The sequence below is a fragment of the Variovorax sp. 05L425 genome, from assembly GCF_056397705.1.
In genome coordinates, this window is record NZ_JBFTNY010000020.1 from 76,604 (window position 1) to 102,601 (window position 25,998).

General features: G+C 65.1%; 24 protein-coding genes. 15 read left to right on the forward strand and 9 right to left on the reverse strand.

Annotated features, from left to right (window positions below):
• Nucleotides 1–53 precede the first annotated feature (53 nt).
• From hpxZ to AC1DN9_RS21845, 8 genes are all read left to right on the forward strand, one after another.
• Nucleotides 54–434 carry an oxalurate catabolism protein HpxZ gene (hpxZ, locus tag AC1DN9_RS21810; protein ID WP_478103640.1) on the forward strand — a complete coding sequence of 127 codons (381 nt, stop codon included), beginning with the start codon at nucleotides 54–56 and terminating at the stop codon, nucleotides 432–434.
• Between the two features lie 102 nt (nucleotides 435–536).
• The gene (locus AC1DN9_RS21815) at nucleotides 537–1,652 is read left to right on the forward strand and encodes a BMP family ABC transporter substrate-binding protein (RefSeq protein WP_478103641.1); all 1,116 of its coding nucleotides are present in this window, start codon (nucleotides 537–539) and stop codon (nucleotides 1,650–1,652) included.
• Between the two features lie 37 nt (nucleotides 1,653–1,689).
• The gene (locus tag AC1DN9_RS21820; protein ID WP_478103642.1) at nucleotides 1,690–2,775 is read left to right on the forward strand and encodes an ABC transporter permease; all 1,086 of its coding nucleotides are present in this window, start codon (nucleotides 1,690–1,692) and stop codon (nucleotides 2,773–2,775) included.
• Nucleotides 2,772–3,692 (forward strand): ABC transporter permease, encoded by a 921-nt coding sequence (locus AC1DN9_RS21825; protein WP_478103644.1) that lies wholly within the window; start codon nucleotides 2,772–2,774, stop codon nucleotides 3,690–3,692. Before AC1DN9_RS21820 ends, AC1DN9_RS21825 begins: the two co-directional genes overlap by 4 nt.
• 23 nt (nucleotides 3,693–3,715) lie before the next feature.
• The gene (biuH, locus tag AC1DN9_RS21830) at nucleotides 3,716–4,429 is read left to right on the forward strand and encodes a biuret amidohydrolase (RefSeq protein ID WP_478103696.1); all 714 of its coding nucleotides are present in this window, start codon (nucleotides 3,716–3,718) and stop codon (nucleotides 4,427–4,429) included.
• A 15-nt stretch (nucleotides 4,430–4,444) separates the two neighbouring features.
• Nucleotides 4,445–6,055: an ABC transporter ATP-binding protein gene (locus AC1DN9_RS21835; RefSeq protein WP_478103645.1), complete on the forward strand. Its 1,611-nt coding sequence runs from the start codon at nucleotides 4,445–4,447 to the stop codon at nucleotides 6,053–6,055.
• A gap of 356 nt (nucleotides 6,056–6,411) precedes the next feature.
• On the forward strand, nucleotides 6,412–7,077 hold the full coding sequence (locus AC1DN9_RS21840; RefSeq protein WP_478103646.1) for a cysteine hydrolase family protein: 666 nt from the start codon (nucleotides 6,412–6,414) through the stop codon (nucleotides 7,075–7,077).
• A 10-nt stretch (nucleotides 7,078–7,087) separates the two neighbouring features.
• Nucleotides 7,088–7,834 (forward strand): GntR family transcriptional regulator, encoded by a 747-nt coding sequence (locus AC1DN9_RS21845; protein WP_478103648.1) that lies wholly within the window; start codon nucleotides 7,088–7,090, stop codon nucleotides 7,832–7,834.
• Between the two features lie 18 nt (nucleotides 7,835–7,852).
• On the opposite strand, the gene AC1DN9_RS21850 is transcribed toward AC1DN9_RS21845, so the two are convergent.
• Nucleotides 7,853–8,815, reverse strand: coding sequence for a tripartite tricarboxylate transporter substrate binding protein (locus AC1DN9_RS21850; protein WP_478103649.1), 963 nt, complete (start codon nucleotides 8,813–8,815; stop codon nucleotides 7,853–7,855).
• A gap of 25 nt (nucleotides 8,816–8,840) precedes the next feature.
• Complete coding sequence (locus AC1DN9_RS21855; protein ID WP_478103650.1) at nucleotides 8,841–10,100, reverse strand: flavin-dependent oxidoreductase; 1,260 nt, start codon at nucleotides 10,098–10,100, stop codon at nucleotides 8,841–8,843.
• 113 nt (nucleotides 10,101–10,213) lie between these two features.
• On the opposite strand from AC1DN9_RS21855, the gene AC1DN9_RS21860 reads away from it, so the two are divergent.
• Nucleotides 10,214–11,122, forward strand: a complete 909-nt coding sequence (locus AC1DN9_RS21860; RefSeq protein WP_478103652.1) for a LysR family transcriptional regulator — start codon at nucleotides 10,214–10,216, stop codon at nucleotides 11,120–11,122.
• Nucleotides 11,123–11,134: 12 nt separating this feature from the next.
• Here AC1DN9_RS21860 and AC1DN9_RS21865 read toward each other — a convergent pair whose 3' ends face one another.
• On the reverse strand, nucleotides 11,135–11,938 hold the full coding sequence (locus AC1DN9_RS21865; protein ID WP_478103653.1) for an exodeoxyribonuclease III: 804 nt from the start codon (nucleotides 11,936–11,938) through the stop codon (nucleotides 11,135–11,137).
• A gap of 13 nt (nucleotides 11,939–11,951) precedes the next feature.
• On the opposite strand from AC1DN9_RS21865, the gene pyrE reads away from it, so the two are divergent.
• Both pyrE and AC1DN9_RS21875 read left to right on the forward strand, forming a co-directional pair.
• Nucleotides 11,952–12,635 (forward strand): orotate phosphoribosyltransferase, encoded by a 684-nt coding sequence (gene pyrE, locus AC1DN9_RS21870; RefSeq protein WP_478103655.1) that lies wholly within the window; start codon nucleotides 11,952–11,954, stop codon nucleotides 12,633–12,635.
• A 24-nt stretch (nucleotides 12,636–12,659) separates the two neighbouring features.
• The gene (locus AC1DN9_RS21875) at nucleotides 12,660–13,337 is read left to right on the forward strand and encodes a DUF4124 domain-containing protein (protein WP_478103656.1); all 678 of its coding nucleotides are present in this window, start codon (nucleotides 12,660–12,662) and stop codon (nucleotides 13,335–13,337) included.
• A 130-nt stretch (nucleotides 13,338–13,467) separates the two neighbouring features.
• Here the strand turns inward: AC1DN9_RS21875 and gatB are convergent, their stop codons facing one another.
• The 3 genes from gatB to gatC are packed head-to-tail and all read right to left on the reverse strand — an operon-like array spanning nucleotide 13,468 to nucleotide 16,754.
• On the reverse strand, nucleotides 13,468–14,955 hold the full coding sequence (gatB, locus tag AC1DN9_RS21880; protein ID WP_478103657.1) for an Asp-tRNA(Asn)/Glu-tRNA(Gln) amidotransferase subunit GatB: 1,488 nt from the start codon (nucleotides 14,953–14,955) through the stop codon (nucleotides 13,468–13,470).
• A 15-nt stretch (nucleotides 14,956–14,970) separates the two neighbouring features.
• A complete protein-coding gene (gatA, locus tag AC1DN9_RS21885; RefSeq protein WP_478103659.1) occupies nucleotides 14,971–16,458 on the reverse strand; it encodes an Asp-tRNA(Asn)/Glu-tRNA(Gln) amidotransferase subunit GatA in 1,488 nt (495 codons plus the stop codon).
• Entirely contained in the window at nucleotides 16,455–16,754 is a 300-nt protein-coding gene (gene gatC / locus AC1DN9_RS21890; protein ID WP_478103660.1) for an Asp-tRNA(Asn)/Glu-tRNA(Gln) amidotransferase subunit GatC, read from the reverse strand. The genes gatA and gatC overlap by 4 nt, the downstream gene beginning before the upstream one ends.
• A gap of 229 nt (nucleotides 16,755–16,983) precedes the next feature.
• Here gatC and AC1DN9_RS21895 point away from each other — a divergent pair, with 229 nt between their 5' ends.
• The 4 genes from AC1DN9_RS21895 to mrdA all read left to right on the forward strand — a co-directional run bounded on the left by AC1DN9_RS21895 (nucleotide 16,984) and on the right by mrdA (nucleotide 21,659).
• A complete protein-coding gene (locus AC1DN9_RS21895) occupies nucleotides 16,984–18,027 on the forward strand; it encodes a rod shape-determining protein (protein ID WP_028249609.1) in 1,044 nt (347 codons plus the stop codon).
• 77 nt (nucleotides 18,028–18,104) lie between these two features.
• Nucleotides 18,105–19,088, forward strand: coding sequence for a rod shape-determining protein MreC (mreC, locus tag AC1DN9_RS21900; RefSeq protein ID WP_478103662.1), 984 nt, complete (start codon nucleotides 18,105–18,107; stop codon nucleotides 19,086–19,088).
• Entirely contained in the window at nucleotides 19,085–19,606 is a 522-nt protein-coding gene (gene mreD, locus AC1DN9_RS21905) for a rod shape-determining protein MreD (protein WP_478103663.1), read from the forward strand. Before mreC ends, mreD begins: the two co-directional genes overlap by 4 nt.
• Before the next feature lie 76 nt (nucleotides 19,607–19,682).
• Nucleotides 19,683–21,659, forward strand: a complete 1,977-nt coding sequence (mrdA, locus tag AC1DN9_RS21910; RefSeq protein WP_478103664.1) for a penicillin-binding protein 2 — start codon at nucleotides 19,683–19,685, stop codon at nucleotides 21,657–21,659.
• Nucleotides 21,660–21,687: 28 nt separating this feature from the next.
• Here the strand turns inward: mrdA and AC1DN9_RS21915 are convergent, their stop codons facing one another.
• From AC1DN9_RS21915 to AC1DN9_RS21925, 3 genes are all read right to left on the reverse strand, one after another.
• Nucleotides 21,688–22,446, reverse strand: a complete 759-nt coding sequence (locus AC1DN9_RS21915; RefSeq protein ID WP_478103666.1) for a sulfite exporter TauE/SafE family protein — start codon at nucleotides 22,444–22,446, stop codon at nucleotides 21,688–21,690.
• A 302-nt stretch (nucleotides 22,447–22,748) separates the two neighbouring features.
• A complete protein-coding gene (locus tag AC1DN9_RS21920) occupies nucleotides 22,749–24,377 on the reverse strand; it encodes a GMC family oxidoreductase (RefSeq protein WP_478103667.1) in 1,629 nt (542 codons plus the stop codon).
• 15 nt (nucleotides 24,378–24,392) lie between these two features.
• Complete coding sequence (locus AC1DN9_RS21925; protein WP_478103697.1) at nucleotides 24,393–25,904, reverse strand: CoA-acylating methylmalonate-semialdehyde dehydrogenase; 1,512 nt, start codon at nucleotides 25,902–25,904, stop codon at nucleotides 24,393–24,395.
• Nucleotides 25,905–25,998 lie beyond the last annotated feature (94 nt).

Sequence of the window (25,998 nt, forward strand, 5' to 3'; positions counted from 1 at the left end):
GGTTCCGCGGTATTCCTGGAGTGGCTCGACGCACTGATTGAGGAAAGTTGTCAATGAATCACCCCATCAACTTGCCCGAGGTGCTGGCTGAAGTCACCGCGGCCTTCGATCGCTACGAAGACGCGCTGGTGAACAACAAGGTCGACGTGCTTGACGAGTTGTTCTGGGACAGCCCGCACACGCTGCGCTATGGCGCCACTGAAAACCTCTACGGCTACAACGAGATCCAGGCCTTCCGCGCATCGCGGCTGTCGCAGGGGCTCGCCCGTGAGGTCTTGCGATCGATCATCACCACCTACGGCCATGACTTCGCCACCGCGAACATCGAATTCCGCCGCGAGGGAAGCACAAAGACGGGGCGCCAGAGCCAGACATGGATGCGCACTGCCCAAGGCTGGCGCGTCGTCGCGGCCCACGTGAGCCTTTTGGGCTGATTTCAGGCCGAAACCGCTGGTACGGTTTATGCACACCATCTTGTATCCAAGACAGGGCAACCAGCCCTCCGACCCCTTTCAACACCTCCAGGAGTCAGCACCATGAGCCAGTTCAATCGCCGCGATTCCCTCAAGTCACTTGCTGCGCTCGCGTCCGCGACCACGCTCGGCGGATGGAGCGCGCTCGCAGGCGCGCAGAAGCCGCTGACCGTCGGCGTGATCTATGTCGGTCCACGCGACGACTACGGCTACAACCAGGCGCACGCGCAAGCAGCGGCGGAGCTCAAGAAGCTGCCTGGCGTCAAACTGGTTGAGGAAGAGAACGTGCCCGAGACGGCGGCCGTGCAGAAGACGATGACGGGGATGATCGCGCAGGACGGTGCGACGCTGCTCTTCCCGACTTCCTTTGGCTACTTCGATCCGCACATCTTGGCGGTCGCGCCCAAGAATCCGGATGTGCGCTTCTCGCACTGCGGCGGTCTCTGGACCGAAGGCAAGCACCCGAAGAACGTCGGCAGCTTCTTCGGCTACATCGACGAGTGCCAATACCTCAACGGCGTGATCGCCGGGCACATGACCAAGAGCAACAAGATCGCCTTCGTCGCTGCCAAGCCCATTCCCCAGGTGCTGCGCAACATCAACGCCTTCACCATGGGCGCGCGCTCGGTCAAGCCGAACATCACCTGCAGCGTGATCTTCACCGGCGACTGGTCGATGGCCGTCAAGGAAGCCGAGGCGACCAACAGCCTCGCCGACCAGGGCTGCGACGTGTTCACGATGCACGTCGATGGCCCCAAGGTGGTGGTCGAGACCGCCGCCAAGCGCGGCAAGATGGTGTGCGGCTATCACGCGAGCCAGGCCAAGCTCGCGCCCAACGCCTACCTGACCGGTGCGGAATGGAACTGGCTGACGGCCTACAAGACCGTCCTCGATGCCGCACAGGCCGGCAAGCCGCATCCGAACTTCCTGCGCGGTGGATTGAAAGAGGGCTACGTGAAGATGTCGCCCTACGGTCCGATGGTGACCGACGCCGCGAAGAAGAACGCCGACGATCTCAAGGCCAAGATGGTCGCGGGCAGCTTCGACATCTTCCAGGGGCCGCTGAAGGACAACAAGGGTGCGGTCGTCATCCCGGCGGGCAAGACGCTCAAGCAGACCGACCTCGAGCTGGAGAAGATGAACTACCTCGTGGAAGGCGTCGTTGGGGCGGTCGGCTGACCCCCAGGTTGGCTCGCTTCGTATAGCCGCCCACCTCATGCGCAACACTCTTCGCGAGATCGCATTGCCAGTGTTCGCCATCGCGGCGGCGCTGTTGCTGTTCGGTGTGTTCGTCTGGTTCGCCGGCGCGAGTCCGCTGGATGTCTGGATCATCCTGTTCAAGGGCGCCTTCGGCGACTGGTTCTCGTGGCAGAACACGCTGCAGCGCGCGGCGCCGCTGATGCTCACGGCGTTGTGCGTCGCGATCCCGGCGCGTGCGGGACTGGTGATCATCGGCGGCGAAGGCGCGCTGGTGCTTGGCGGGCTGGCCTGCGCTGCGCTTCCTTATGTGCTGCCGCTGCCGGCGAACATCGCAGGCACGGTGGCGCTGTGCATTGCGGGCGCGGTGGCCGGTGCGGCATGGATCGCACTCGCGGGTTGGCTGCGTCAGTACCGCGGCATCAACGAAACCATCAGCAGCCTGTTGCTCGCTTATGTGGCGATCGGACTCTTCAAGCATCTGGTCGAAGGTGCGTTGCGTGATCCGGCCAGTCTCAACAAGCCGGCGACGCGATCGCTCGCGGACGGACTGGGGATCGGTGGCATCGGCGGTTCGGATGTGCACTGGGGCCTGGTGATCGGCGTGGTCGCGTGCATCGTGTCGGGGCTGTGGCTGCGCTTAACGGCCTCCGGTTTCTCGGTACGGGTCGTCGGCGGCAATCCGCGGACCGCCCAGTTGGTAGGGCTGCCGGCCAATCGATTGATCCTGGCCGCCTGCGGCCTCGGCGGCGCGTGCGCCGGTGTGGCGGGTGCGGTGGAGGTGGCGGCGGTCCATACGAATGCCAACGCTTCGCTGATCGCAGGCTACGGCTATGCGGGCATCCTTGTGTCCTTCATCGCACGGCACAACCCGGTGGCCGTCATCCCGGTGGCGATCCTCTTCGGAGGCTTCGGCGCCGCCGGCAGCCTGCTGCAGCGCCGGCTGGGGTTGCCCGACGCCTCGGTGCTGGTGCTGCAGGGCATGGCGTTCGTATTGATCCTGGCGAGCGAGGGGCTGCGAATGATCGATTGGAATGCGCTGTTCAGGAACCGTGCGCCGAGGGCTGCGCCGAGCACCGCGCTCGCCAAGGAGATCGCGCAATGACCACCGACCAGTGGATCGCCTTCGTTGCCGCGATCGTCGGCGGCGCGCTGCGCGTCGGCGCGCCGTTCCTGTTCGTCAGCCTGGGCGAATGCCTGACGGAGAAGTCCGGCCGCATCAACCTCGGCCTGGAAGGCGTGCTCGTACTTTCGGCGATGGCGTCGTTTGGCGGCGCGTGGCTGACAGGGTCGGCATGGCTCGGTGTGCTGATCGGCGGCATCGTGGGCGCGATGCTCGCGCTGCTGCACGGCCTGCTGTGTTCGCTCGACCGTGTCAACGATGTCGCGACCGGCATCGCGCTGATGCTGTTCGGCACCGGGCTCGCGTTCTACCTGGGAAAGCCGCTGATCCAACCGCAGGCGCCGCAATTGCCGGCGATTCCGCTGGGCAACTGGAGCGACAACCCGGTCATCCGGGCGGCGCTGCAGGTCAATTCGCTGGTGCCGGTTGGCATCGTGCTGGCAGTGTTGCTGTGGTGGGGCTTCGCGCACACGCGCATCGGATTGCTGGTACGCATGGCAGGAGATTCCGCGAACGCGACACGAGCGCTTGGCTATTCCGTCGCGGGCCTGCGCATCGCGGCCACCACGGCGGGCGGATTCATCGCGGGGCTCGGGGGTGCGTCGCTGACGCTCTTCTATCCGGGTAGCTGGAACGAGGGCATCTCCAGCGGCCAAGGCCTGATCGCGGTGGCGCTCGTGATCTTCGCGCGCTGGAGTCCGCTGCGCTGCATCGGCGCCGCACTGCTCTTCGGCGGTGCCGGCGCGATCGGCCCGGCGCTGCAATCGGTCGGCGTGGGGTGGGGTTACCACCTCTTCAATACCGTGCCCTATGTGCTCACGCTCGTCATCCTCGTACTGACCTGCAAGCCAGGCAGCGTGGCCGTCGGAAGTCCCGGCGAGCTGTCTTCAACACGTTGAGAATCCTTGTGAGCAGACGATCCATGAATGCCGTCGAGCAAGCCACACGCTTCGTTGCGGCGGACCCGTATCCGTGGCCTTACAACGGCGAGCTGCGGCCCGACAACACGGTGCTCATCGTGATCGACATGCAGACGGACTTCTGCGGCAAGGGCGGCTATGTCGATGTGATGGGCTATGACCTGTCGCTGGTCCAGGCGCCCATAGAGCCGATCGCGCGCACGATGGCGCGGCTGCGGCAACTCGGCTTTCACATCATCCACACGCGGGAGGGCCATCGCCCGGATCTCGCCGATCTGCCGCCGAACAAGCGCTGGCGGTCGCGACAGATCGGCGCCAACGGCGTGGGCATCGGCGACGAAGGCCCGTGCGGGCGCATCCTGGTGCGCGGCGAGCCTGGGTGGGAAATCATTCCCGCGCTGGCACCGATGGCCGGCGAGGTGGTGATCGACAAGCCGGGCAAGGGCTCGTTCTACGCGACCGATCTCGAACTTGTCTTGCGCACGCGTGGCATCGAGAACTTGATCCTCGCCGGCATTACGACCGACGTGTGCGTGCACACCACCATGCGCGATGCGAACGATCGCGGCTTCGAATGCTTGCTGTTGTCGGACTGCACGGCCGCGACAGATCATGGCAATCATCTGGCCGCCCTGAAGATGATCACCATGCAGGGTGGCGTGTTCGGCGCGCACGCCAATTCGGCCGCGTTGCTGGACGCCGTGTCGGCCATGTAGAGAAAGGCTCCGAGCATGATCGCCCCCGTCTACCCGATCCCGCCAGCCACAGGCGCGCTGGCGCTCGACACCTACGAACTGACCAAGCGCTTCGGCAGCTTCACGGCCATGGACCATGTGACCATGCACGTCGAGCCAGGCACCGTGCATGCGCTGCTGGGAGAGAACGGCGCTGGCAAGAGCACGCTGGTGAAGTGCGTGGCCGGCTTCCAGCGTGCGGAAGAGGGCAGCATCATGATCGACGGGCGCGAGCAGGACATCGCGAACCCGATCGTCGCGCGGGCGCTCGGCATCGGCATGGTCTACCAGCACTTCACATTGGCACCGGGCATGACGGTTGCGGAAAACCTGTTGCTGGCGGGCGGCAAGACGCCGGCCATGATCGACTGGAAGCGCAAGCGTGCCGAACTGAAGGATTTCCTGGCCACGACGCCCTTCACGCTCGATCTCGACGTGCGGCCTTCGGAACTGGCGGCCGGCGAGAAGCAGAAGCTCGAATTGCTGAAGCAGCTGTATCTGAAGCCGCGCCTGCTGATCCTCGACGAGCCGACTTCGGTGCTGACGCCTCAAGAGGCCGACGAGGTGCTGGGCCACGTGCGCGAGTTCGCGTTGAGCGGGATGTGCACGGTGCTCATCATCACGCACAAGTTCCGCGAGGTGATGGCCTATGCCGACAGCGTGACGGTGCTGCGCCGCGGCAAGGCGGTGCATCACTGCAAGGTGGCCGAGACGAATCCGGCGAGACTTGCGGCGGCCATGATGGGCGAAGGCGAGGCGCCGCCGCCCGAAAGCGACACGGCTGCGCCGTCCGGGCGCGCGTTGCACGCGATGAAGGACACGCCGACGGATGCGCCCGTTGCCTTGCGCATCGACGGATTACGTGCGCAGGGTGATCGGGGAACGCTGGCGGTGCACGACCTGAGCCTGAGCGTGCGGGCCGGGGAAATCCTGGGCGTGGCCGGGGTCTCCGGCAATGGCCAGCGCGAGTTGGTAGAGGCGCTGGTGGGCCAACGGCCGCGCCTCGCGGGCGAAGTCACGGTGATGGGCAAGCCCTATGGTGCGCGGCGTGAGGAGAACCGGCGCCTGAAGGTGCGAAGCCTGCCCGAAGAGCCATTGCGCAATGCTTGCGTGGGCGATCTCAGTGTTTCGGAAAACATGGCCCTGCGCGATTTCGATCAACCGCCGCTGGCGTGGCAGGCGCTCGGCGCGGGAGTGCTGAACTTCCCGCTGTGGCGCAGTCGTGCGCGCGAATGGATCACGGAATACGGCGTCAAGACGCAAGGGGAGGGCGCGCCGATCCGCAGCCTCTCCGGCGGCAACGTTCAGCGGGCGGTGCTGGCGCGGGAGTTGGCGGGCGACATCAACGTGCTGATTGCGGCGAACCCGGTGTTCGGGCTGGACTTCGCGGCGGTGGCGGAGATTCACAGCCGTATCGTGCAGGTGCGGGCGCGGGGTGGTGCGGTTTTGCTGATCAGCGAAGACTTGGATGAACTGCTGGAAATGGCGGACCGGATCGTCGTGATGAGCGAAGGGCGTGTTGTGTTCGAGACGCCTGCTGCTACGGCTGAAAGGCATGTGTTGGGGGCGCATATGGGGGGCGGGGAGCACGCTGTGGTGGCTTCATGAGGCTCCTCCGGGCCTTGCTGCCGTGTTCGTTTGCTTGGGGGGGCCGCCCGGTATGCGGTGCGGGCTGTGCGACCCCGCTGCGCCGGCCCTTCGGGCTTCCTTGCGGTGCTCGCTTCAGGCGGGGTCCGCGCGAAACTCGCTTCGCTCAAACACGCGCGGCCCTGATCCGCCTGAAGCTGCGCTCCTCAGCGGCGCAGAAGGGTCGCACAGCCCGCACCGCACACCGGGCTCCATGGTTGTGCGAGCGATGCGCGCGTCTCGAACGCCAACAGCCTGCGCGTGCATCACGGCGATGGCGGCGGACAGTCAACCCCTTCCCTCCGCCACCCCCAACCCCACTCCATCGAAGGCCCGAAATGCAGGTAGCCGCCACCCCCTTCCCATACGATTTCGATCTCCCGAAAACGGCACTGGTCCTGATCGACATGCAGCGCGATTTCATCGAGCCCGGCGGCTTCGGCGAGACTTTGGGCAACGACGTCTCCCTGCTCGAAGCCATCGTCCCGGCGACGAAGAAGACTCTCGAAGCCTGGCGAGAAGCAGGTGGCCTTGTCGTCCATACCCGCGAGGCACACCGTCCCGACCTCTCCGATTGCCCACCCGCCAAGCGCAATCGCGGCAACCCGAGCTTGCGCATCGGCGACCAAGGCCCCATGGGCCGCATCCTGGTGATGGGGGAGCCGGGCAACCAGATCATCGACGCGCTCGCTCCCATCGAAGGAGAGATCGTCGTCGACAAGCCCGGCAAGGGTGCGTTCTATGCCACGGGCCTGCACGAGATGCTGCGGCGGCGCGGCATCACGCATCTGCTCTTCGGCGGCGTGACCACCGAAGTCTGCGTGCAGACCAGCATGCGCGAGGCCAACGATCGCGGCTACGACTGCCTCCTGCTTGAAGATTGCACCGAAAGCTACTTTCCCGCCTTCAAGGCCGCTGCCGTTGAAATGATTCGCGCGCAGGGTGCAATCGTCGGCTGGACCGCCCCGAGTTCCTCGTTGCTTGCCGCGCTCGGCAAGCACTAACATTGCCCTCGTGTCGACCGTTCGAACCCCTTCCGCGCCAGCCCAGCCCGCTTTGCAGGAGGTAGCGTTCCGCACGCGCGCGGATGAGGTCTACGCGCAGCTCAAGCGCGATGTGGCCGAATTCAGCCTCGTGCCCGGAGACCGCTTCACCGAGAACGAAATCAGCGAACGGCTCGGCGTTTCGCGCACACCGGTGCGGCAGGCGCTCTTCAGGCTCCAGCAGGAAGGCTTCGTCGAAGTGCTGTTTCGCAGCGGCTGGCGCGTGCTGCCTTTCGACTTCGACCAGTTCGAGCAGCTGTACGACCTGCGGATGGTCCTCGAGACCACTGCCGTGCACCGCCTCTGTGAAAGCGACCATCGCGTCGATCGCAGCCTGCTCGACAGCCTCGCCGGCATCTGGCTCGTGCCGGCCGCGCAACGCAGCGCCGACACGGTGCAGGTCGCGCAATGGGACGAGGCCTTTCACTGCTCGCTCGTCGAAGCGGCGGGCAATGGCGAAATGGCGCGCGTCCATCGCGACGTGACAGACCGCATCCGCATCATCCGCAGGCTCGATTTCACCCAGCAGCCGCGCATCGATGCCACCTACGACGAGCACGCCAAGATCCTCAAGGCGATTCGTGCCAATCGCGGCGATCAGGCCGCGATGCTGCTGCGCGCGCACATCGAGACCAGCCAGGCCGAGGTGCGCAAGATCACGCTGCACCAAGTGCACATGGCAAGGCATGCGGGCCGCACACGGCGGCCCGAGCGTTGAGCGCCTGGCGCTCGCCCGTCAGTCCGCGGTGATGCCGCCGCGCTGAACCACCTCGGCCCAGCGCTTTGCATCCTTGCTGATCAGCGTGCCGAACTCCTCGGGCGTCGACGCGGCCGGAACCATGCCCTGCGCCTCGAAGGCCTTCGCGACTTCCGGCTGCTTGAGTACGGCGCCGATTTCCTTGTTGAGTCGCGCGACCACGGCGGGCGGCGTGCCCTTGGGCGCGAGCACGCCGTACCACATGTCGACGTTGCCGCCCTTGATGCCGGATTCGGCGAGCGTCGGCACGTTAGGCAATTGCGGAAGCCGCTTGTCGCTGCCGGTGGCGATGGCCTTGAGCTTGCCGGCCTGGATGTGCTGCAGCGCGACGTGCACCGGCAGGAACATGTAGTCGATGCGGCCGCCCAGCAGATCGGTCACGGCGCCGGCCGTACCCTTGTAGGGGACGTGCAGCATCTCGGCACCGGAGCTCTGCAGCAGCATGGCCATCGACAGATGGTGCGGCGTGCCGACGCCCGGCGTCGCGTAATTCAGCTTGCCCGGGTTGGCCTTGGCTGCAGCAACCATTTCCGCGACCGAGCTGGTCTTTTGCACATTGGGATTGGTGACCAGCAGCAGCGTGCCCCACGACGTGAGGGAAACCGGCGTGAAGTCGGAGACCGGGTCGTAGGCGAGAGACTTGTACAGACTCTTGTTCATCACCAGCGTGTTGACCTGCACCATCAACGTGTAGCCGTCTGGCTTGGCGCGTGCCACCTTTTCGCTGCCGATGTTGCCGCTGGCGCCGGCGATGTTCTCGACGACCACCGGCTGGCCGAGCAATGCCGGCAGCCGCGCCGACAGTTGCCGTGCGACCAGGTCGATGCCGGTGCCGGGCGTGTACGGCACGACCAGCGTGATCGGCTGCTCGGGCCATGCGTGGGCGGCCACTGCGCTGGCGGCCATGAGGAAGGCGCCGAGGAATCGGGTCAGTTTGCGCATGATGTCTCCGTCTTCTTGTTGGAAATCAAAGGTAGGAAGGACGGTTCTTCAGCGCGACGGGGTCGTAGCCGGCGACGCGCTTGTAGTTGTCCGAAATGGCTTGCAGTTCGTCCTGCGTCACGAATTCTTCCAGCCGCTCGAAGCGTCGTCCGCCGGAACGTTCGAAGACCTCGCGAAGGATCGTGTCGGGCGGATTGCTGCGATTGGTGAGCACGACGTTCGTGGTCGCCTTCACGCGGACGCTGTCGTAGTCCTCCAGTGCCGGGTTGCCTATGCCCAGCTTTTTCAGCGCACCTGCGAGATAGCGGGCGTCGATGATGGCCTGGCCGGCACCGTTCGAGCCGCGCGGCACCATGGGATGTGCCGCATCGCCCAGCAACGTGAGGCGCCCGTGCGTCCACCTGGGCAGCGGGTCCTGGTCGACCATCGGGTATTCGAGGATCGCGTCGGAAGAGCGAATCAGCTCCGGCACGTCGAGCCAGTCGAAATGCCAGTTCTCGAAGGCCGGGAGAAAGTCCTCCAGGCGGCCGGGGCGGCTCCAGTCCTGCAGCGCAGGCTTGGGTGCATGGATCTCGGCGACCCAGTTGATGAGCTGGTTGCCTTCGCCGTCCACGTTGTTGCGGATCGGATAGATCACCATCTTCCCCTGGTCGAGCCAGCCCGCCCGGACCATGCTCGCGCCGGAGAGAAACGGCTTGTGCTTCGCGGTGCCGCGCCACATGTTGACGCCCGAGTAGCGCGGCGCGCCTTCATTGGGATAGAACTGCTTGCGCAGCACCGAATGAATGCCGTCGCATCCCACGGCCACGGCGCCGCGCACGCTGGGCAGGGGCGAGCCGTCAGGGGAGGTGAAGCGGGCCGTGACGCCGGTGTCGTCCTGGTCCACGCCCGCGCAGCGGTGGCCGCACACGACGGCATCGGCGCCGAGGCGCTCCAGCGTCGCGGCCAGAAGAACGCTGTGGAGATCGCCGCGATGGATCGAGTATTGCGGCCAGTCGTAGCCCGCCGCGCTCCCGGCCGCTTCCCGAAACGCGAGCTGGCCGTGCGAATTGAAGAAGACCGATTCCTGCGTGCGGACGCCCACGGCATCGAGCGAACTCGACAGGCCGAGTTCGCTCAGTTCGCGCACCGCATGCGGCAACAGGTTGATGCCGACGCCCAGCGGCTTCAGTTCGGGCACTGCCTCGTACACGCGGCAGGCGATGCCGGCCTGGTGCAGGCTCAAGGCCAGGGTCAGGCCGCCGATGCCGGCACCCAGCACGATGACTTCGGTTTGCTTGCTCATATCTCGTCTCGCTCTTCTTGTCCTGCATCAATAAGAAAGTAAGAAAGCGGATTAGATCGAGCCATCGATCATTTGGGAAATTTAGATGTCGTATGGATTTATCATGAAGTCATATGAATATGTCGGTCCGTCAGATGCGCGCTTTTCTGCACGTGGCGCGCATTGGAAATTTCACCCGCGCGGCCGAGCAGGCGCACATGACACAGGCTGGGCTGAGTACCCTGGTGCGCGAGATGGAACGGCAGCTCGGCTGTCGCCTGTTCGACCGCACCACGCGGATGGTGAGCCTGACCTCGGCCGGTCGTCGCCTGCTGCCGGTGGTGGAACGCGTCGTCACCGACCTGGACGACGTCACTTCGCGCCTCGGCATTGAAGGCGATGCGGCGCGGCAGACCTTGCGCATTGCCGCGACGCCGTTGGTGTCGTCGAATCTTCTGCCGCAGGTGTTCCGTCAGTTTCGCCATGACCATCCGTCGGTCAGCTTGCGCCTCTTCGATGCTGACCTGCGTGATGTGGAGGAGATGGTCGTCAACGGCGAGGCGGACATGGGCCTGGGCTTCTTCTTCAAGGCGGCGGCGGGACTGGAGCGCACGCCCGTGGGCCGCTTTCATCTGATGCGGGTGGCGCCTGCAGAATCCGACGAAGCATCTGCGTCCACCGGGACGGTGTCATGGTCGGCGCTGCGATCCGCCGAGCTGCTGGCGCTGCCGCAGAACAATCCGATCCAGAAAGTCATCGACGTTCATCTCGGCGCGATCGGGCGGGCCGATGCGCAGCAACGGCAGTCCTTCAATTTCTTCGGCACGATGATCTCGATGGTCGAGGCCGGCTTCGGTACTGCGGTGATGCCCACCTTCGCGCTTGCGGCGTGTCGCCGCCACCGGGTGAGCACCGACGTGCTGGTCAAGCCCAAGGTGGGCATGGATTTCTTTCGCATCACCAAGCGCGGCGCGTACGAGAGCGAAGCCATGCATTCATTCGGCGAAACGCTCATGAAGGCGCTGCCCGTGCTCTCCCGCTAGGGACTGTTCGCGCTACAGCGTGAAGTCGTAGTCGATCGTGATCGGCGCGTGGTCGCTGAACTTGAGCGTCTTGAAAATCGATTCGTTGCGCGCGAGCTTGGCGAGCTTCGGCGTGGCAAGGTGGTAGTCCAGCCGCCAGCCCACGTTCTTCGCGTAGGCCTGTCCTCGGTTGCTCCACCACGTGTAGGCTTCTTCGGTGGTGTCGGGCCTGAGCATCCGGTAGACGTCGACGAGCCCGGCACCTTCGGCGCCGGTGTCCAGCAGGTTCGTCATCCAGGCGCGTTCTTCCGGCAGGAAGCCACTGTTCTTCTGGTTGCCGCGCCAGTTCTTCAGGTCGATCTCCTTGTGCGCGATATTGATGTCGCCGCACAGCACGAATTCGCGCTCGCGCTTGAGCGCCACGAGATGCGGAAAGAAGCCTTTGAGAAATCGATACTTCGCCGCCTGCCGCTCTTCGCCCGATGAGCCGCTCGGGAAATAGCAACTGATGACTGACAGCTTGCGTTTCGGCGTATCGAAACGCAGTTCAAGGTAGCGGCCCTCGGCGTCGAACTCGCGATCGCCCCAGCCCACGATGACGTCGCTGGGCGCATGCTTCGTGTAGATCGCAGTGCCCGCATAGCCTTTTTTCTCTGCGAAATGAAAGTGGCCTTTCAGCCCCGCCATTTCTTCGAAGCGGCCCTCGATGTCGCTCGCCTGGACGCGGATTTCCTGCATGCAAATACAATCCGGCGCCAGTTCGGCCACCCAGTCGGCAACGCCTTTGGTGGCAGCCGATCGCAGGCCGTTGAGGTTGAGGCTGGTCAGTTTGAACACGAGGACATTCCCTATGGCTGGAGAGATTGAAGAGGGCAGCGCGCTCGCACAGGAGTTTGTGCAGTTCGCTCTGGAGTCGGGGGTGCTGCGCTTCGGCCAGTTCAAGACCAAGGCCGGTCGCATGAGCCCCTATTTCTTCAACGCGGGCCTGTTCGACGACGGCGCCAAGCTCGCGAGGCTCGCCGGATTCTATGCAGACCGCCTGATCGCCAGCGGGCTGGAATTCGACATGATCTTTGGCCCGGCCTACAAGGGCATCCCACTGGGTGCCACAGTGGCTGCCGAACTCGCTCGCCGCGGGCGCAACGTGCCGTTCGCCTACAACCGCAAGGAAGCCAAGGACCACGGCGAGGGCGGCTCGCTGGTCGGCGCGCCGCTCAAGGGCCGCGTGCTGATCGTGGACGACGTGATGTCCGCCGGCACCGCGGTGCGCGAATCCATTGCCGCCATCCAGAACGCTGGCGCCACCCCGCATGCGGTGGCCATCGCCCTCGATCGCCAGGAGATGGCGACCGAAAACGGTCAGGACGTGGCGCACAGCGCCGTGCAATATGTCCGTAATCAACTGGGCCTGCACGTGATTGCGATCGCAACGCTTGACGACTTGTTACAGTACCTCTCAGGCCGTGCCGACGACGAACTGGGCGCCCATCACCAGGCGGTGCTGGCATACAGGACTCGTTACGGCGCAAGCTGATTCAACCCGCCTGAAGGACTCACGTTGGCGAGAACCTACGCACTGATTGGATTCCTGGCGCTCACGCTGGTCGTTGCCGGCGAAATCCGCGCGCAACAAGCCGGCGCAGCGCGCCCGCCGGGCGGCGCTGCCGGGGGCGCATCCAGCAGCGCCGGCATCTACAGTTGCGTCGACGCGCGGGGCCACACCATCACCGCCGACCGACCCATTCCCGATTGCATCGACCGGGAGCAGCGCGAGCTGAACCCCAGTGGCACGATACGGCGCAAGGTCGAACCTACGTACACGCCGCGTGAACAGGCCGAGCGCGAAGAGCGCGAACGCCAGGCGCAGTTGCAGGCGTCGCGCCAGATCGAAGAGCGGCGGCGCGAACGTGCGTTGCTGATCCGCTATCCCAACGCCGCTGCGCACGACCGCGAACGCGCCGAAGCGCTGGTGCAGATCGATGCGGTGATTCAGGCGGCCAAGAAGCGCCTTGGCGAGCTGGCCGAGGAGCGCAAGCGGATCGACGAGGAGCTCGAGTTCTACAAGGGCGACCCGGCCAAGGCGCCGGGCTCGGTCCGCCGCAAGGCCGACGACAACGCCAGAAGCGCCGAGGTGCAGAACAGGTTCATCGCGGAGCAGGAAGACGAAAAGAAGCGCGTCAACGCGCGCTTCGATGAAGAACAGGTGCGCCTCAAGCCTTTGTGGGCTGGGAAGTAGCTCGCCCCCAGGTTGGCTCACTTCGTGTAGCCGCCCACCCCCTGCCGGGGGCAACACCGGCGGCCCGGCAAAGCCGGTTCCGCGGTGTTTCGCGAAGGGCGGCCGCGCTTCGCGGGCCGCTGGCGCGCCATCAGCCCAGTTTGGCTTTCAGGAGGGCGTTGACTTGGGCGGGGTTGGCTTTGCCTTGGCTGGCCTTCATGACTTGGCCGACGAGGGCGTTGAAGGCCTTGTCCTTGCCGGCGCGGTATTCGTCGATGTTTTTCTGGTTGGTGGCCAGGACGCCATCGATGATCTTTTCCAGCGCGCCGGTGTCGCTCATCTGCTTGAGGCCCTTGGCTTCGATCACTGCATCGGCGTCCTGGCCTTCGCCGGTCCAGAGTGCGTCGAAGACCTGGCGCGCTGCGTTGTTCGACACGGTGCCGTCGCTGATGCGTTGGATCAGTTTCGCGAGTTGTGCCGCGCCCACGGGCGCTTCGGTGATCGCGATGTCCTGCAGGTTCAGGCGCCGCGCGATTTCGCCGGTGATCCAATTGCTGGCCAGCTTGGGTGCGGCGCCGGCGCTTACTGCATCGTCGAAATAGCGTGCCAGCGCGGGGCTCTGGGTGAGCTGCGTGGCGTCGTACTCGGACAGGGCGTGCGCCTGCACATAGCGCTCGGCCATCGCGCGCGGCAGTTCGGGCATCTGGGCGCGAACGCGCTCGATCCATTCGGCGGCGATCGCCAGCGGCGGCAAGTCCGGATCGGGGAAGTAGCGGTAGTCGGCCGCGTCTTCCTTGGTCCGCATGGCGCGCGTTTCGCCAGTGTCGGGGTCGAACAGCACCGTCGCCTGCTGGATCTCGCGGCCATCCTCGATCTCGTCGATCTGCCAGCGGATCTCGTAGTCGATCGCCTGCTGCATGAACTTGAAGCTGTTGAGGTTCTTGATCTCGCGGCGGGTGCCCAGAGGGTCGCCGGGCTTGCGCACCGACACGTTGGCGTCGCAGCGGAAACTGCCTTCCTGCATGTTGCCGTCGCAGATGCCGATCCACGTGACGAGCTTGTGCAGTTCGCGCGCGTAGGCGACGGCCTCGGCGGTCGAGCGCATGTCGGGTTCGGTCACGATTTCCAGCAGCGGCGTGCCGGCGCGGTTCAGGTCGATGCCCGACTGGCCGATGAAATCCTCGTGCAGCGACTTGCCCGCGTCTTCCTCGAGGTGCGCGCGCACCAGTCGCACGGTCTTCTTCTCGTCGCCGAGGAAGAAACTCACCGAGCCGCCCTGCACGACCGGAATCTCGAACTGGCTGATCTGGTAGCCCTTCGGCAGGTCGGGATAGAAGTAGTTCTTGCGCGCAAACACGCTGCGCGGCGCAATGTGCGAGCCGAGCGCGAGGCCGAGCTTGATGGCGCGTTCGACGGCGCCCTTGTTCATTACCGGCAGCGTGCCGGGCAGTGCCAGATCGACCGCGCAGGCCTGTGTGTTCGGCTCGGCGCCGAAGGCGGTCGATGCGCGGCTGAAGATCTTGGATGCGGTGGACAACTGCGCGTGGGTCTCGAAGCCGATGATGACTTCATAGCCACGAACCAGCGGGCCTGTCGGACGTCCGCTCTGCGCGGCCTCGAAAGTGTTGATTTCGCTCATGTCAATTTTTCGCCATCAATAGCCGGCCGGCGCGCGCTGGTGCCAGTCGGTGGCCTGCTGAAAGCGGTGTGCCGCGTTGAGCAGACGGGCTTCGTCGCAGTAGTTGCCGATCAATTGCACCCCGACAGGCATGCCGCCGTCGAAGCCGGCCGGCACGCTCATGCCGGGCAGGCCGGCGAGCGACGCCGGCAACGTGAAGATGTCCGCGAGGTAGTCCGCCACTGGGTCACCGCCGTGCTCACCAAGCTTCCATGCCACCGTGGGTGCCGCGGGGCCGGCGATGAGGTCGCACTGGCTGAAGGCCTCCTGGAAATCGTCCGCGATCATGCGGCGCACCTTCTGGGCTTGCAGGTAGTAGGCGTCGTAATAGCCGTGGGACAGCACGTAGGTGCCGATCATGATGCGGCGCTTGACCTCGTCGCCGAAGCCTTCCTCGCGTGTCTTGCCGTACATGTCGGCGAGGTCGCGATAGTCCTTCGCGCGATGGCCGAACTTGACGCCATCGAATCGGCTCAGGTTGCTCGACGCTTCAGCAGCCGCAATGATGTAGTACACGGGAATCGACAGTTCGGTGCGCGGCAGCGTGATCTCTACGCGGCGGGCGCCGAGCTTTTCATATTCGGCAAGTGCCGCATCGACCGCGGCGCGCACGCCAGGGGCAACGCCCTCGCCGAAGAACTCCTTGGGTACGCCGATGCGAAGGCCTTCGAGCGATTCGCCCAGACGGCGCGAAAAATCTTCCGGGGGGCGGTCGAGCGATGTCGAATCGCGGTCCGGGTCAGGGGCGCACATGGCCGAGAGCAGCAGCGCGCAGTCCTCGGCCGATCGAGCCATCGGGCCCGCCTGGTCGAGGCTCGAGGCGAACGCGACCATGCCGTAGCGCGAAGCGCGTCCGTAGGTCGGCTTGATGCCGGTCACGCCGCAGAACGAGGCCGGCTGGCGGATCGAGCCGCCCGTGTCGGTGCCGGTCGCGGCGGGTGCCAGTCGCGCCGCGACCACGGCGGCGCTGCCGCCGGACGAGCCGCCTGGAATGCGCGTGGGATCCCAGGGATTGCGTACCGGCACCGCGTGGTCGAAGCCCACGGCGGGCACGGCCACGTTCTCGTTGGCCGAGCCCATCGCGAATTCGTCGCAGCTCAGCTTGCCGAGCGTCACGGCGCCCGCGTCTGCGAGGCGCTGCACGACAGTGGCGTCAAACGGCGATCGGTAACCGGCGAGGATGCGCGACCCCGCGCTGGTCGGCAGGTCGGCGGTGACGAAGATGTCCTTGTGCGCGATCGGCACGCCGGTCAATGCGGCGGCCTGGCCGGCGGCGATCTTCACGTCGGCCGCGCGGGCCTGGGTCAAGGTCAGGTCTTCGTCGATGGCGATGAAGGCACCCAGCTCCTTGTGTTGCCGGATGCGGGTCAGCTGGTGCTTGGCGGCTTCCACGGCCGACACCTTGCGTTCGCGCAGCGCCTTGGCGAGTTCCGTCACGCTCAATTGATGCAGTTCGCCGCTCATTCGATCACCTTCGGGACCAGGAACAGACCGTTCTCGACTGCCGGCGCGCTGCGCTGGTTGGCTTCGCGGTTGTCGGGCTCGGTGACGGCGTCTTCGGCAAGACGGAGGGTCACGTCCTCGATCGTGGCGACCGGATGGGCGAGCGGCTCGATGCCGGTAGTGTCGACGGCACGCATTTGTTCGACGAGGTCGAAAAAGCCGTTGATCTGGCCGCGCATGCGCTCGCTTTCATCGGGGGCCAGCTGGAGCCGGGCGAGCGACGCGATGCGCGCGATATCGGAAGAAGTGAGGGACATCGGAGAAAAGAAGCCTTGGCGAACGTGAAAACGAGGCCCCTGGCACGCTGAAAAGGTGCGCCGAAACGCTGGGAGCGTCAAGGGATTCGGTTATTATCCCGCCTTTGCCGCAACCCCCGCGAACGCGACGGCATTTGCCGCAAAACCGTTTCAAACCACCCCCGTCAAACGACCCAGCAAGAGGGCGACGGCGTGCCGACGCGCATGCCGTGCTCCAGAGGATTCCACAATGTTTGGAGCTTTCCGTCGGTACTTTTCTACCGACCTCGCGATCGACCTCGGCACCGCCAACACCCTGATCTTTGCTCGCAACAAGGGCATCGTCCTGGACGAACCCTCGGTTGTCGCCATCCGCCATGAAGGCGGTCCGCACGGCAAGAAGGTGATCCAGGCCGTGGGTCGCGAAGCCAAGGCCATGCTCGGCAAGGTGCCCGGGAACATCGAAGCCATCCGTCCCATGAAGGACGGCGTGATCGCCGATTTCGTGATCACCGAGCAGATGATCAAGCAGTTCATCAAGATGGTGCACCCGCGTTCGCTGCTCACGCCCAGCCCGCGCATCATCATCTGCGTACCCTGCGGTTCCACCCAGGTCGAGCGCCGCGCCATCAAGGACGCGGCCGAAGCGGCAGGCGCGACCTCGGTCTACCTCATCGAAGAACCCATGGCCGCCGCGATCGGTGCCGGCCTGCCGGTTTCCGAAGCCAGCGGCTCGATGGTTGTCGACATCGGCGGCGGCACGACCGAAGTCGGCGTGATCTCGCTGGGCGGCATGGTCTACAAGGGCAGCGTCCGCGTCGGCGGCGACCGCTTCGACGAGGCCATCATCAACTACATCCGCCGCAACTACGGCATGCTGATCGGCGAACCGACGGCCGAAGTCATCAAGAAGAGCATCGGCTCCGCTTTCCCGGGCTCCGAAGTCAAGGAAATGGAAGTCAAGGGCCGCAACCTGAGCGAAGGCGTGCCGCGCAGCTTCACCATCAGCAGCAACGAAGTGCTGGAAGCGCTGACCGACCCGCTCAACAACATCGTGTCCGCCGTCAAGAACGCCCTCGAGCAAACACCTCCCGAACTGGGTGCCGACATTGCTGAACGCGGAATGATGCTCACCGGCGGCGGCGCGCTCTTGCGCGACCTCGACCGGCTGCTGGCCGAGGAAACCGGCCTGCCAGTGCTCGTGGCCGAAGATCCGCTGACTTGCGTGGTGCGAGGCTGCGGCATCGCGCTGGAGCGCATGGACCGGCTCGGAAGCATCTTTACCAGCGAATAATGCAGCTGTTGCGCAAATGGCCGGCCCGCGTCGTCTGCGCAGGGCCGGCTTTTTCAATTTAAGGCACTCCTCTCGTCATGCCGCTCGGGACGCTCGATCGCACCGCGCCACCCTTGTTCAACCAGGGGCCTTCGGCGCTCAGCAAGCTGATTTTCTTCAGCGCGCTCGCGCTGTTCCTGATGGTGGCCGACGCACGCTTCAACATCGTCCAGCCGGTGCGTACAGCGATCGGCGCGGTGCTCTATCCCATCCAGTGGCTCGCGCTGAAGCCGGTGCAGCTCATCGCGGGCGGCGGGCGCTATCTCGAAGATCTGCAAGCCGCGCAATCCAATGAGGCAGACGCGCGCAAGGCGCTCGCGCTGCAGTCCGAACGGGCGAGCCAGGCCGATACGCTCGCGAAGGAAAACGCCCGGCTGCGCGCGATGCTCGAACTGCGCCAGACGACCCAGACCCCCGGAAGGGTGGCCGAGGTGCTCTACGACACGGCCGACCCCTATACCCGCAAGCTTGTCATCGACCAGGGCCTCAACAGCGGCATCGCGGCCGGCTCGCCGGTGATCGACGAGAACGGCGTGCTCGGGCAGGTCACCCAGGTGCTGCCGTTCACGAGCGAGGTCACGCTCGTGATCGATCGCGACCTTTCCATCCCCGTGCAGAACACGCGCACCGGCGCCCGCAGCGTGGCTTTCGGCGACGCCAGCGCTCATGGCGCCGGGCTTGAATTGCGTTTCATCGCTGCGAATGCGGATATCCAGGAAGGCGACATCCTGACGACCAGCGGCGTCGACGGCGTCTATCCGCCCGGCTTGCCGGTCGCGAAGATCGATCGCATCGAGCGCCGCGCTGAATCCGCCTTCGCGCGCATCCACAGCGAGCCCCTGGGCCACGTGACGGCGGCGCGCTACGTGCTCGTACTGGCGCCGACCGGCACACCGCCCTTGCCGCGGCCCGCCCCATCTGCGCCCGCGGCGGCCGCCGCCAAGAAGAAGGCCGACAAGGCGGACGCCAAGGCAGATGCCAAGGCGGACAAGGGCGACAAGAAAGAGAGGCGCACCCGATGATCATGCGTCCCGGACAACAGCAGCTGCTGCTGCCCGTCAGCCCTTTCTTCATGTGGACGAGCCTCATCGTTGCGCTGTTGCTCAACATGGTGCCGATCGGCCGAGCTGCGTGGACCCCCGACCTGCTGGCGCTGGTGATTGTGTTCTGGAGCGTCCATCAGCCCGCCCGCATCGGCATCGGTGCCGCCTTCGTGTTCGGCCTGCTGATGGATGTGCATCAGGCGGCCATGCTCGGCCAGCATGCGTTGTCATACACGACGCTCGGCTTCTTCGCGATCATGATCCACCGTCGGCTGCTGTGGTTTCCGGTGATCTCGCAGGCCTTGCAGGTGCTGCCATTGTTCGCGGTATCGCACCTCATCGAGCTTGCGATCCGGATGATCGGCGGCGGCGTGTTCCCCGGCTGGTCGCTGCTGATCGCCCCGGTCATTGAGGCGGTGCTGTGGCCGCTGGTGAGCCTCGCGCTGCTGGCACCGCAGCGCCGAGCGCCGGAACCAGATGCCAATCGGCCACTCTAGATGAGGCCGCCAGAGCGCGTAAACGATGAGGTGAGCATTTGCTTCCATCGTTCGTCCCATCTAAGCTGACCCTGTCATGACCGAAATCCGCAATGTCGCCGCCGACCTCTCGCGCTTCAAGCGCCGGGTGATCGTGATCGGCCTCGTCGTCCTGACGTGTTTCGGACTGTTGTGCATGCGGCTGGTCTATCTGCAGGTCGTGCGCCATGAAGATCTCGCGGAGCAGGCCGAGAGCAATCGGACGGCCATCGTGCCCGTGGTACCGAATCGCGGCCTGATCCTGGATCGCAACGGGATCGTGCTGGCTTCGAACTATTCAGCCTATACGCTCGAAATCACGCCGTCGAAGGTCGACAGCCTCGAGGAAACCATCGACAGCCTTGCCGAAGTTCTCGAGATCTCGCCGCGCGATCGCCGTCGTTTCAAACGCCTGCGCGAGGATTCACGCAGTTTCGACTCCGTTCCGATCCGCACCCGGCTGAGCGACGAGGAAGTCGCCCGGTTCGCCGCGCAACGCTATCGCTTCCCCGGCGTCGAAATCAAGGCGCGGCTCTTCCGAAACTATCCGAACGGCGAACTGGCGAGCCATGTGCTCGGCTACATCGGCCGCATCAACCAAGCCGAGAAGGCGGCCATGGACGATTGGGAAGACGAGGACTTGGCCAACTACAAGGGCACGGAGTACATCGGCAAGCTCGGCATCGAGCAGAGCTACGAAAAGACGCTGCACGGTCAGACCGGTGTGGAGCAGATGGAAACATCGGCCGGCGGCCGCGCAGTGCGTCGCCTTGCGGCGCACCCGGCCACGCCGGGCAATACCGTCATGCTCTCGATCGACATCAAGCTGCAGAAGCTGGTGGAGGAAATGTTCGGCGACCGGCGCGGCGCGCTTGTCGCGATCGATCCCAGGACGGGCGAGATCCTGGCCTTCGTGAGCAAGCCCACCTTCGATCCGAACCTTTTCGTCGAAGGCATCGATTCCGAAAGCTGGAAGGAACTCAGCGAGTCGATCGACAAGCCGCTGCTCAATCGCGCATTGCGAGGCACCTATCCGCCGGGCTCGACCTACAAGCCGTTCATGGCGCTGGCCGCACTGCAGACCGGCAAACGCGGACCGAGCGTGGTGGTTAACGACCCGGGGTATTTCAATTTCGGCGGACACCGGTTCGGCAGCCCCGAGGGCTATCTCGGCGGCGTCGACATGCGTCGTGCGATCCAGCTGTCGAGCAACATCTACTTCTATTCGCTAGCCAACGAAATGGGCGTGGACCTGATCCACGACTCGATGAAGCCGCTGGGCTTCGGCCAGATCACCGGCATCGACATCGGCGGCGAGGTGCGCGGCGTGTTGCCCAGCACCGAGTGGAAGCGCAATACCTACAAGCGCCCGGAGCAGAAGAAGTGGTACGCGGGCGAAACCATCTCGTTGGGCATCGGCCAGGGCTACAACGCCTTCACGATGTTGCAGTTGGCGCAGGCCACGTCGATCGTGGCCAACGGCGGCATGAAGCACAAACCGCATCTGGCGCTTGCCGTTCGGGACACGGTGACCGGACAGGTCAATCCCGTCGAGCAGCCGCCTGCCGAAAACCTTGGGCTGACGAGCGCCAATATCGGGGTGGTGCGCGACGGCCTGGTTGCCGTCGTGACTGCCGGCACTGCACGGGGTGTGTTTGCCGGCGCGGGCTACCAGGCCGCCGGCAAGACCGGTACCGCTCAGGCGATGACCCAGGCGCAGAACACCAAGTACAACGCCAAGGCTCTCGAAGAGCACCAGCGCGATCACGCGCTCTTCATGGCTTTTGCACCAGTGAACGATCCGAAGATCGCGGTGGCGGTCGTTGTCGAAAACGCGGGCTGGGGCGCTGGCGCCGCGGCGCCGATCGCGCGCCGCGTATTCGACTACTGGCTGATGAACCAGTATCCCAGCGAGGCCGACCTGGCCGCCATCCAGACGGGCAAGGCCGCTGCGCCGATCGGCAAGCCGCGCGTCGCCAGCGAAGTGGCCTGGCCTTCGGATGCAACGCCCGCAGCGGCGTCGGCTGCACCCTGAACGAAAACCCGCTGGCGCGCGGGCAGGGTCAGCGTAGAAAGGCGTCATACGCGGTCTTCAGGATCAGTGCGCCCACCACGACGATGAACACCTTCCGGACGAAGCCGGCCCCGTGCCTGATCGCGACGCGGGCGCCGATCACACTCCCGGCGACGTTCGCGACTGCCATCACCAGCCCATAGCGCCACAGCACGTGGCCCTTGAGCCCGAGCAGCAGCAGCGCGCCGAGGTTGGTCATGGTGTTGAGCAGCTTGGCCGACGCGGCGGCGTTCAGGAAGTCGTAGCCCAGCCAGCGCACGAACAGGAACACGAAAAAGCTCCCGGTGCCGGGTCCGAAGAAGCCGTCGTATATCCCGAGCGCGAAGCCGATCAGCGCCGTCGCAGCAAGCTCTGCACGGCCGCTGAACTGCGGCGCATGGTGATGGCCCATGTCCTTGCGTGCGAGGGTGTAGACCAGCAGCACGACAAGGATGACTGGTAGCAGCTTTCGGAGGAAGTCGCCCGGCACCACGGTCACGCCCCACGCTCCGACCAGCGCGCCCGAAAAGGCGAGGGCGGCGGCGGGCAACAAGGTGCGCCAGCGCAGGCCGACGCGATGGTGGAACTGTGCGGTGGCGGCGGCGGTGCCCCAGACCGAGGCGCTCTTGTTGGTGCCCAGCAACGTCGCCGGTGCCGCGCCGGGAAGCACGCTGAACAGCACCGGCACCAGGATCAGTCCGCCTCCCCCTACGATCGAATCCACGAAGCCCGCGAACAGCGAAGCGAGGGTCAGCACCAGAATTTCCATGGGGAGAAATTGTCCCACCCGGTTTTTGCTATCGATCTTGTAGCAAGACCGTGCGAATTCAGGCCGTGGTGCAGGCTTTGCCGCCGCAAAAAGAAAAGGCGCCGACCAGCGGCGCCTTGTTCAAAAAAACGGCATCTCGTGCGGATGCCTTTTGTCGATTGTTCTGATTCTTGGAAAGATGTCTCCTCGGTCCCCCGCGCAGCGGGCAGGCCCGTTTGCGAGTGCCGAGACTTTATTCGGCGCACCGCCGCAGTGCATCGGGGATTACCCGTCAAACTGCAACAACTGGAAACACGGAAAGGTCAAACTTCGGCTTCGCGCACCCAGGCGGCCGCCTTCTCCGCCATCATCAGGGTAGGGCTGTTGGTGTTGCCGCTGGTGATGGTCGGCATGGCGCCGGCGTCGACCACACGCAAGCCCGCGATGGCGCGCACGCGCAGGCGGGCGTCGAGCACCGCCATCGGGTCGTCGTCGCGGCCCATTTTCGTGGTGCCCACCGGGTGAAAGATGGTGGTCGCGATGTCGCCGGCGAGCCGCGCCAGTTCTTCGTCGCTCTGGTACTGCGCGCCCGGCTTCCATTCCTCGGGTCTGTATTTCGCCAACGCGGGCTGCGATGCGATCCGGCGCGTCACCCGCAGCGAATCGGCCGCGACCTTGCGGTCTTCGTCGGTGCTCAGGTAGTTGGGCGCGATGGCCGGCGCATCCTCGAAGCGAGGGCTCTTGATACGCACGCTGCCGCGACTGGTCGGGTTGAGGTTGCAAACGCTCGCGGTGAAGGCCGGAAAGCTGTGCAGCGGCTCACCAAAGGCGTCGAGCGAAAGCGGCTGCACGTGGTACTCGAGATTCGGCCATTCGTACGCTGGCGAGCTGCGCGTGAAGGCGCCGAGTTGCGAAGGCGCCATGCTCATCGGGCCGCTGCGCTTGAAGAGATATTCCATCCCGATCTTCGCCTTGCCGTAGAGCGAAGAGGCCAGCACATTGAGCGTCGGCGCATTCTTGATCTTGTAGACCGCGCGGATCTGGAGGTGGTCCTGCAGATTCGCGCCAACGCCGGGTGCGTCGAGCATCACATCGATGCCATGCTGGCGCAGCAGGTCCGCCGGCCCGACGCCCGAGAGTTGCAGGATCTGCGGCGAGCCGATGCTGCCGGCGCAAAGGATCACTTCGCGCGTCGCATGGGCGATCACCATTTCGTTCCCGTCCCACACCCGCACGCCGGTACAGCGGCGGCTGCCGTCGGCGTGGGTTTCGAAGAGCAGGCGCGACACCTGCGCACCCGTCCAGAGTTCGAAATTCGGGCGCCCATAGCAGGTCGGTCGCAGGAACGCCTTGGCGGTGTTCCAGCGCCAGCCGTCTTTCTGGTTGACCTGGAAGTACCCCACGCCTTCATTGCTGCCGCGGTTGAAATCGGTGCTGTGCGGCACGCCCGCCTGCACGGCGGCTTCGGCAAAAGCGTCGAGGATGTCCCAGCGCAGGCGCTGCTTCTCGACCCGCCACTCGCCGCCGGCGCCGTGAAGCTCGTCGGCGCCGAGGTAGTAGTCCTCGTGCTTCTTGAACGCAGGCAGCACATGGCTCCACCGCCATTCGTCGTCGCCCGTGATGCGCGCCCACTGGTCGTAGTCACGCGACTGGCCGCGCATGTAGATCATCCCGTTGATGCTCGAGGAACCGCCCAGCGTCTTGCCGCGCGGATAGCGCAGCGTGCGGCCATTGAGCCCAGCGTCCGGCTCGGTGCTGTAGAGCCAGTCGGTGCGCGGATTCCCGATGCAATACAAGTACCCGACCGGGATGTGGATCCAGTGGTAGTCGTCCCTTCGGCCCGCCTCTATGAGTAGCACGCGGCGTTGCTTGTTGGCGCTCAGGCGATTGGCCATCAGCGAGCCGGCGGTGCCGGCGCCGATGATGATGTAGTCGAAGGTGGTGTCGCTCATCCGCGTCTTTGAGATCTATTTCGCCGTCGGCATCACGAACTCGGCGCCCTTGCCGATGCTCTCCGGCCAGCGCTGCATGATCGACTTCTGCTTGGTATAGAAGCGCACGCCTTCTTCGCCATAGGCATGCATGTCGCCGAACAGGCTCTTCTTCCAGCCGCCGAAGCCATGCCATGCCATCGGCACCGGGATCGGCACGTTGATGCCCACCATGCCCACCTGGATGCGCCGCGAGAATTCGCGCGCCACGTTGCCGTCGCGGGTGAAGCACGAGACGCCATTGCCGAACTCATGGTCGTTGATCAGGTCGACGGCTTCCTTCAGGTCGTGAACGCGCAGGCACGAAAGCACCGGGCCGAAGATCTCTTCCTTGTAGATGCGCATGTCGGGCGTGACGTTGTCGAACAGCGTGCCGCCCATCCAGAAGCCCTCGTCGCAGCCTTCGCCCGCGGCCTTGCCGCTGAAGCCGCGGCCGTCGACCACCAGCTTTGCGCCCTCCTTCTCGCCTTGCGCGATGTAGCCGGTGATGCGCTCGTGGGCCGCCCGCGTGACGATCGGGCCCATCTCCGCATCGAGCTCGGTGCCGTTCTTGACCTTCAGCGTCCGTGCGCGCTCGGCCAGCAGCGGCATGATCTTGTCGGCCACGTCACCCACCAGCACCGCGACGCTGATCGCCATGCAGCGCTCGCCGGCCGAGCCGTAGCCGGAGCCGATCAACGCGTCTACCGTCTGCTCGATGTCGGCATCGGGCATCACCACCATGTGGTTCTTCGCGCCGCCGAGCGCCTGCACGCGCTTGCCGTGGCGCGCGCCGGTCTCATAGATGTAGTTGGCGATCGGCGTCGAGCCGACGAAGCTGATGGCCCGGACGTCCGGATGCTCCAGCAGTGCGTCGACCGCCTCCTTGTCGCCCTGAATGACGTTGAACACACCGTCTGGCAGACCGGCTTCCTTGAGCAGCTCGGCCATGCGCAGAGAGGGGCTCGGATCAGTCGGGCTGGGCTTCAGGATGAAGGTGTTGCCTGCGGCGATCGCCACCGGGAACATCCACATCGGGACCATCACCGGGAAATTGAATGGCGTGATACCCGCCACCACGCCGAGCGGCTGGCGCATCGTCCAGTTATCGATGCCGGTGGAAACCTGGTCGGTGTAGTCGCCCTTGAGAAGCTGCGGAATGCCGCACGCGAATTCAACGATGTCGATACCGCGCGTGACTTCGCCCTGAGCGTCGGTGAAGACCTTGCCGTGCTCGGCGGTGATCAGGTGGGCGAGTTCGTCACGGTGCTTGTTGAGCAGTTCGAGAAACTTGAACATCACGCGCGCGCGCCGGATTGGCGGTGTGTCGGCCCACGCCGGGAATGCAGCCTGGGCGGCGGCCACCGCAGCATCGACATCGGCGCGGTTGGCGAGCGCGACACTGCCGGTAGCCATGCCGGTCGCGGGATTGAAGACATCCTGGTTGCGCGGGGAATGGGGGGCGACGACGCGGCCGCCGATGTAATGATGGATCGGGGTCTTGCTCATCTGCATGGCGTTCTCCTACCGGCGCCGGGCCGGTTGATTGCGGGAATGGGTCATCGAATGAAATCGACTCAACCGGCGATTGTGGCAAACGCTC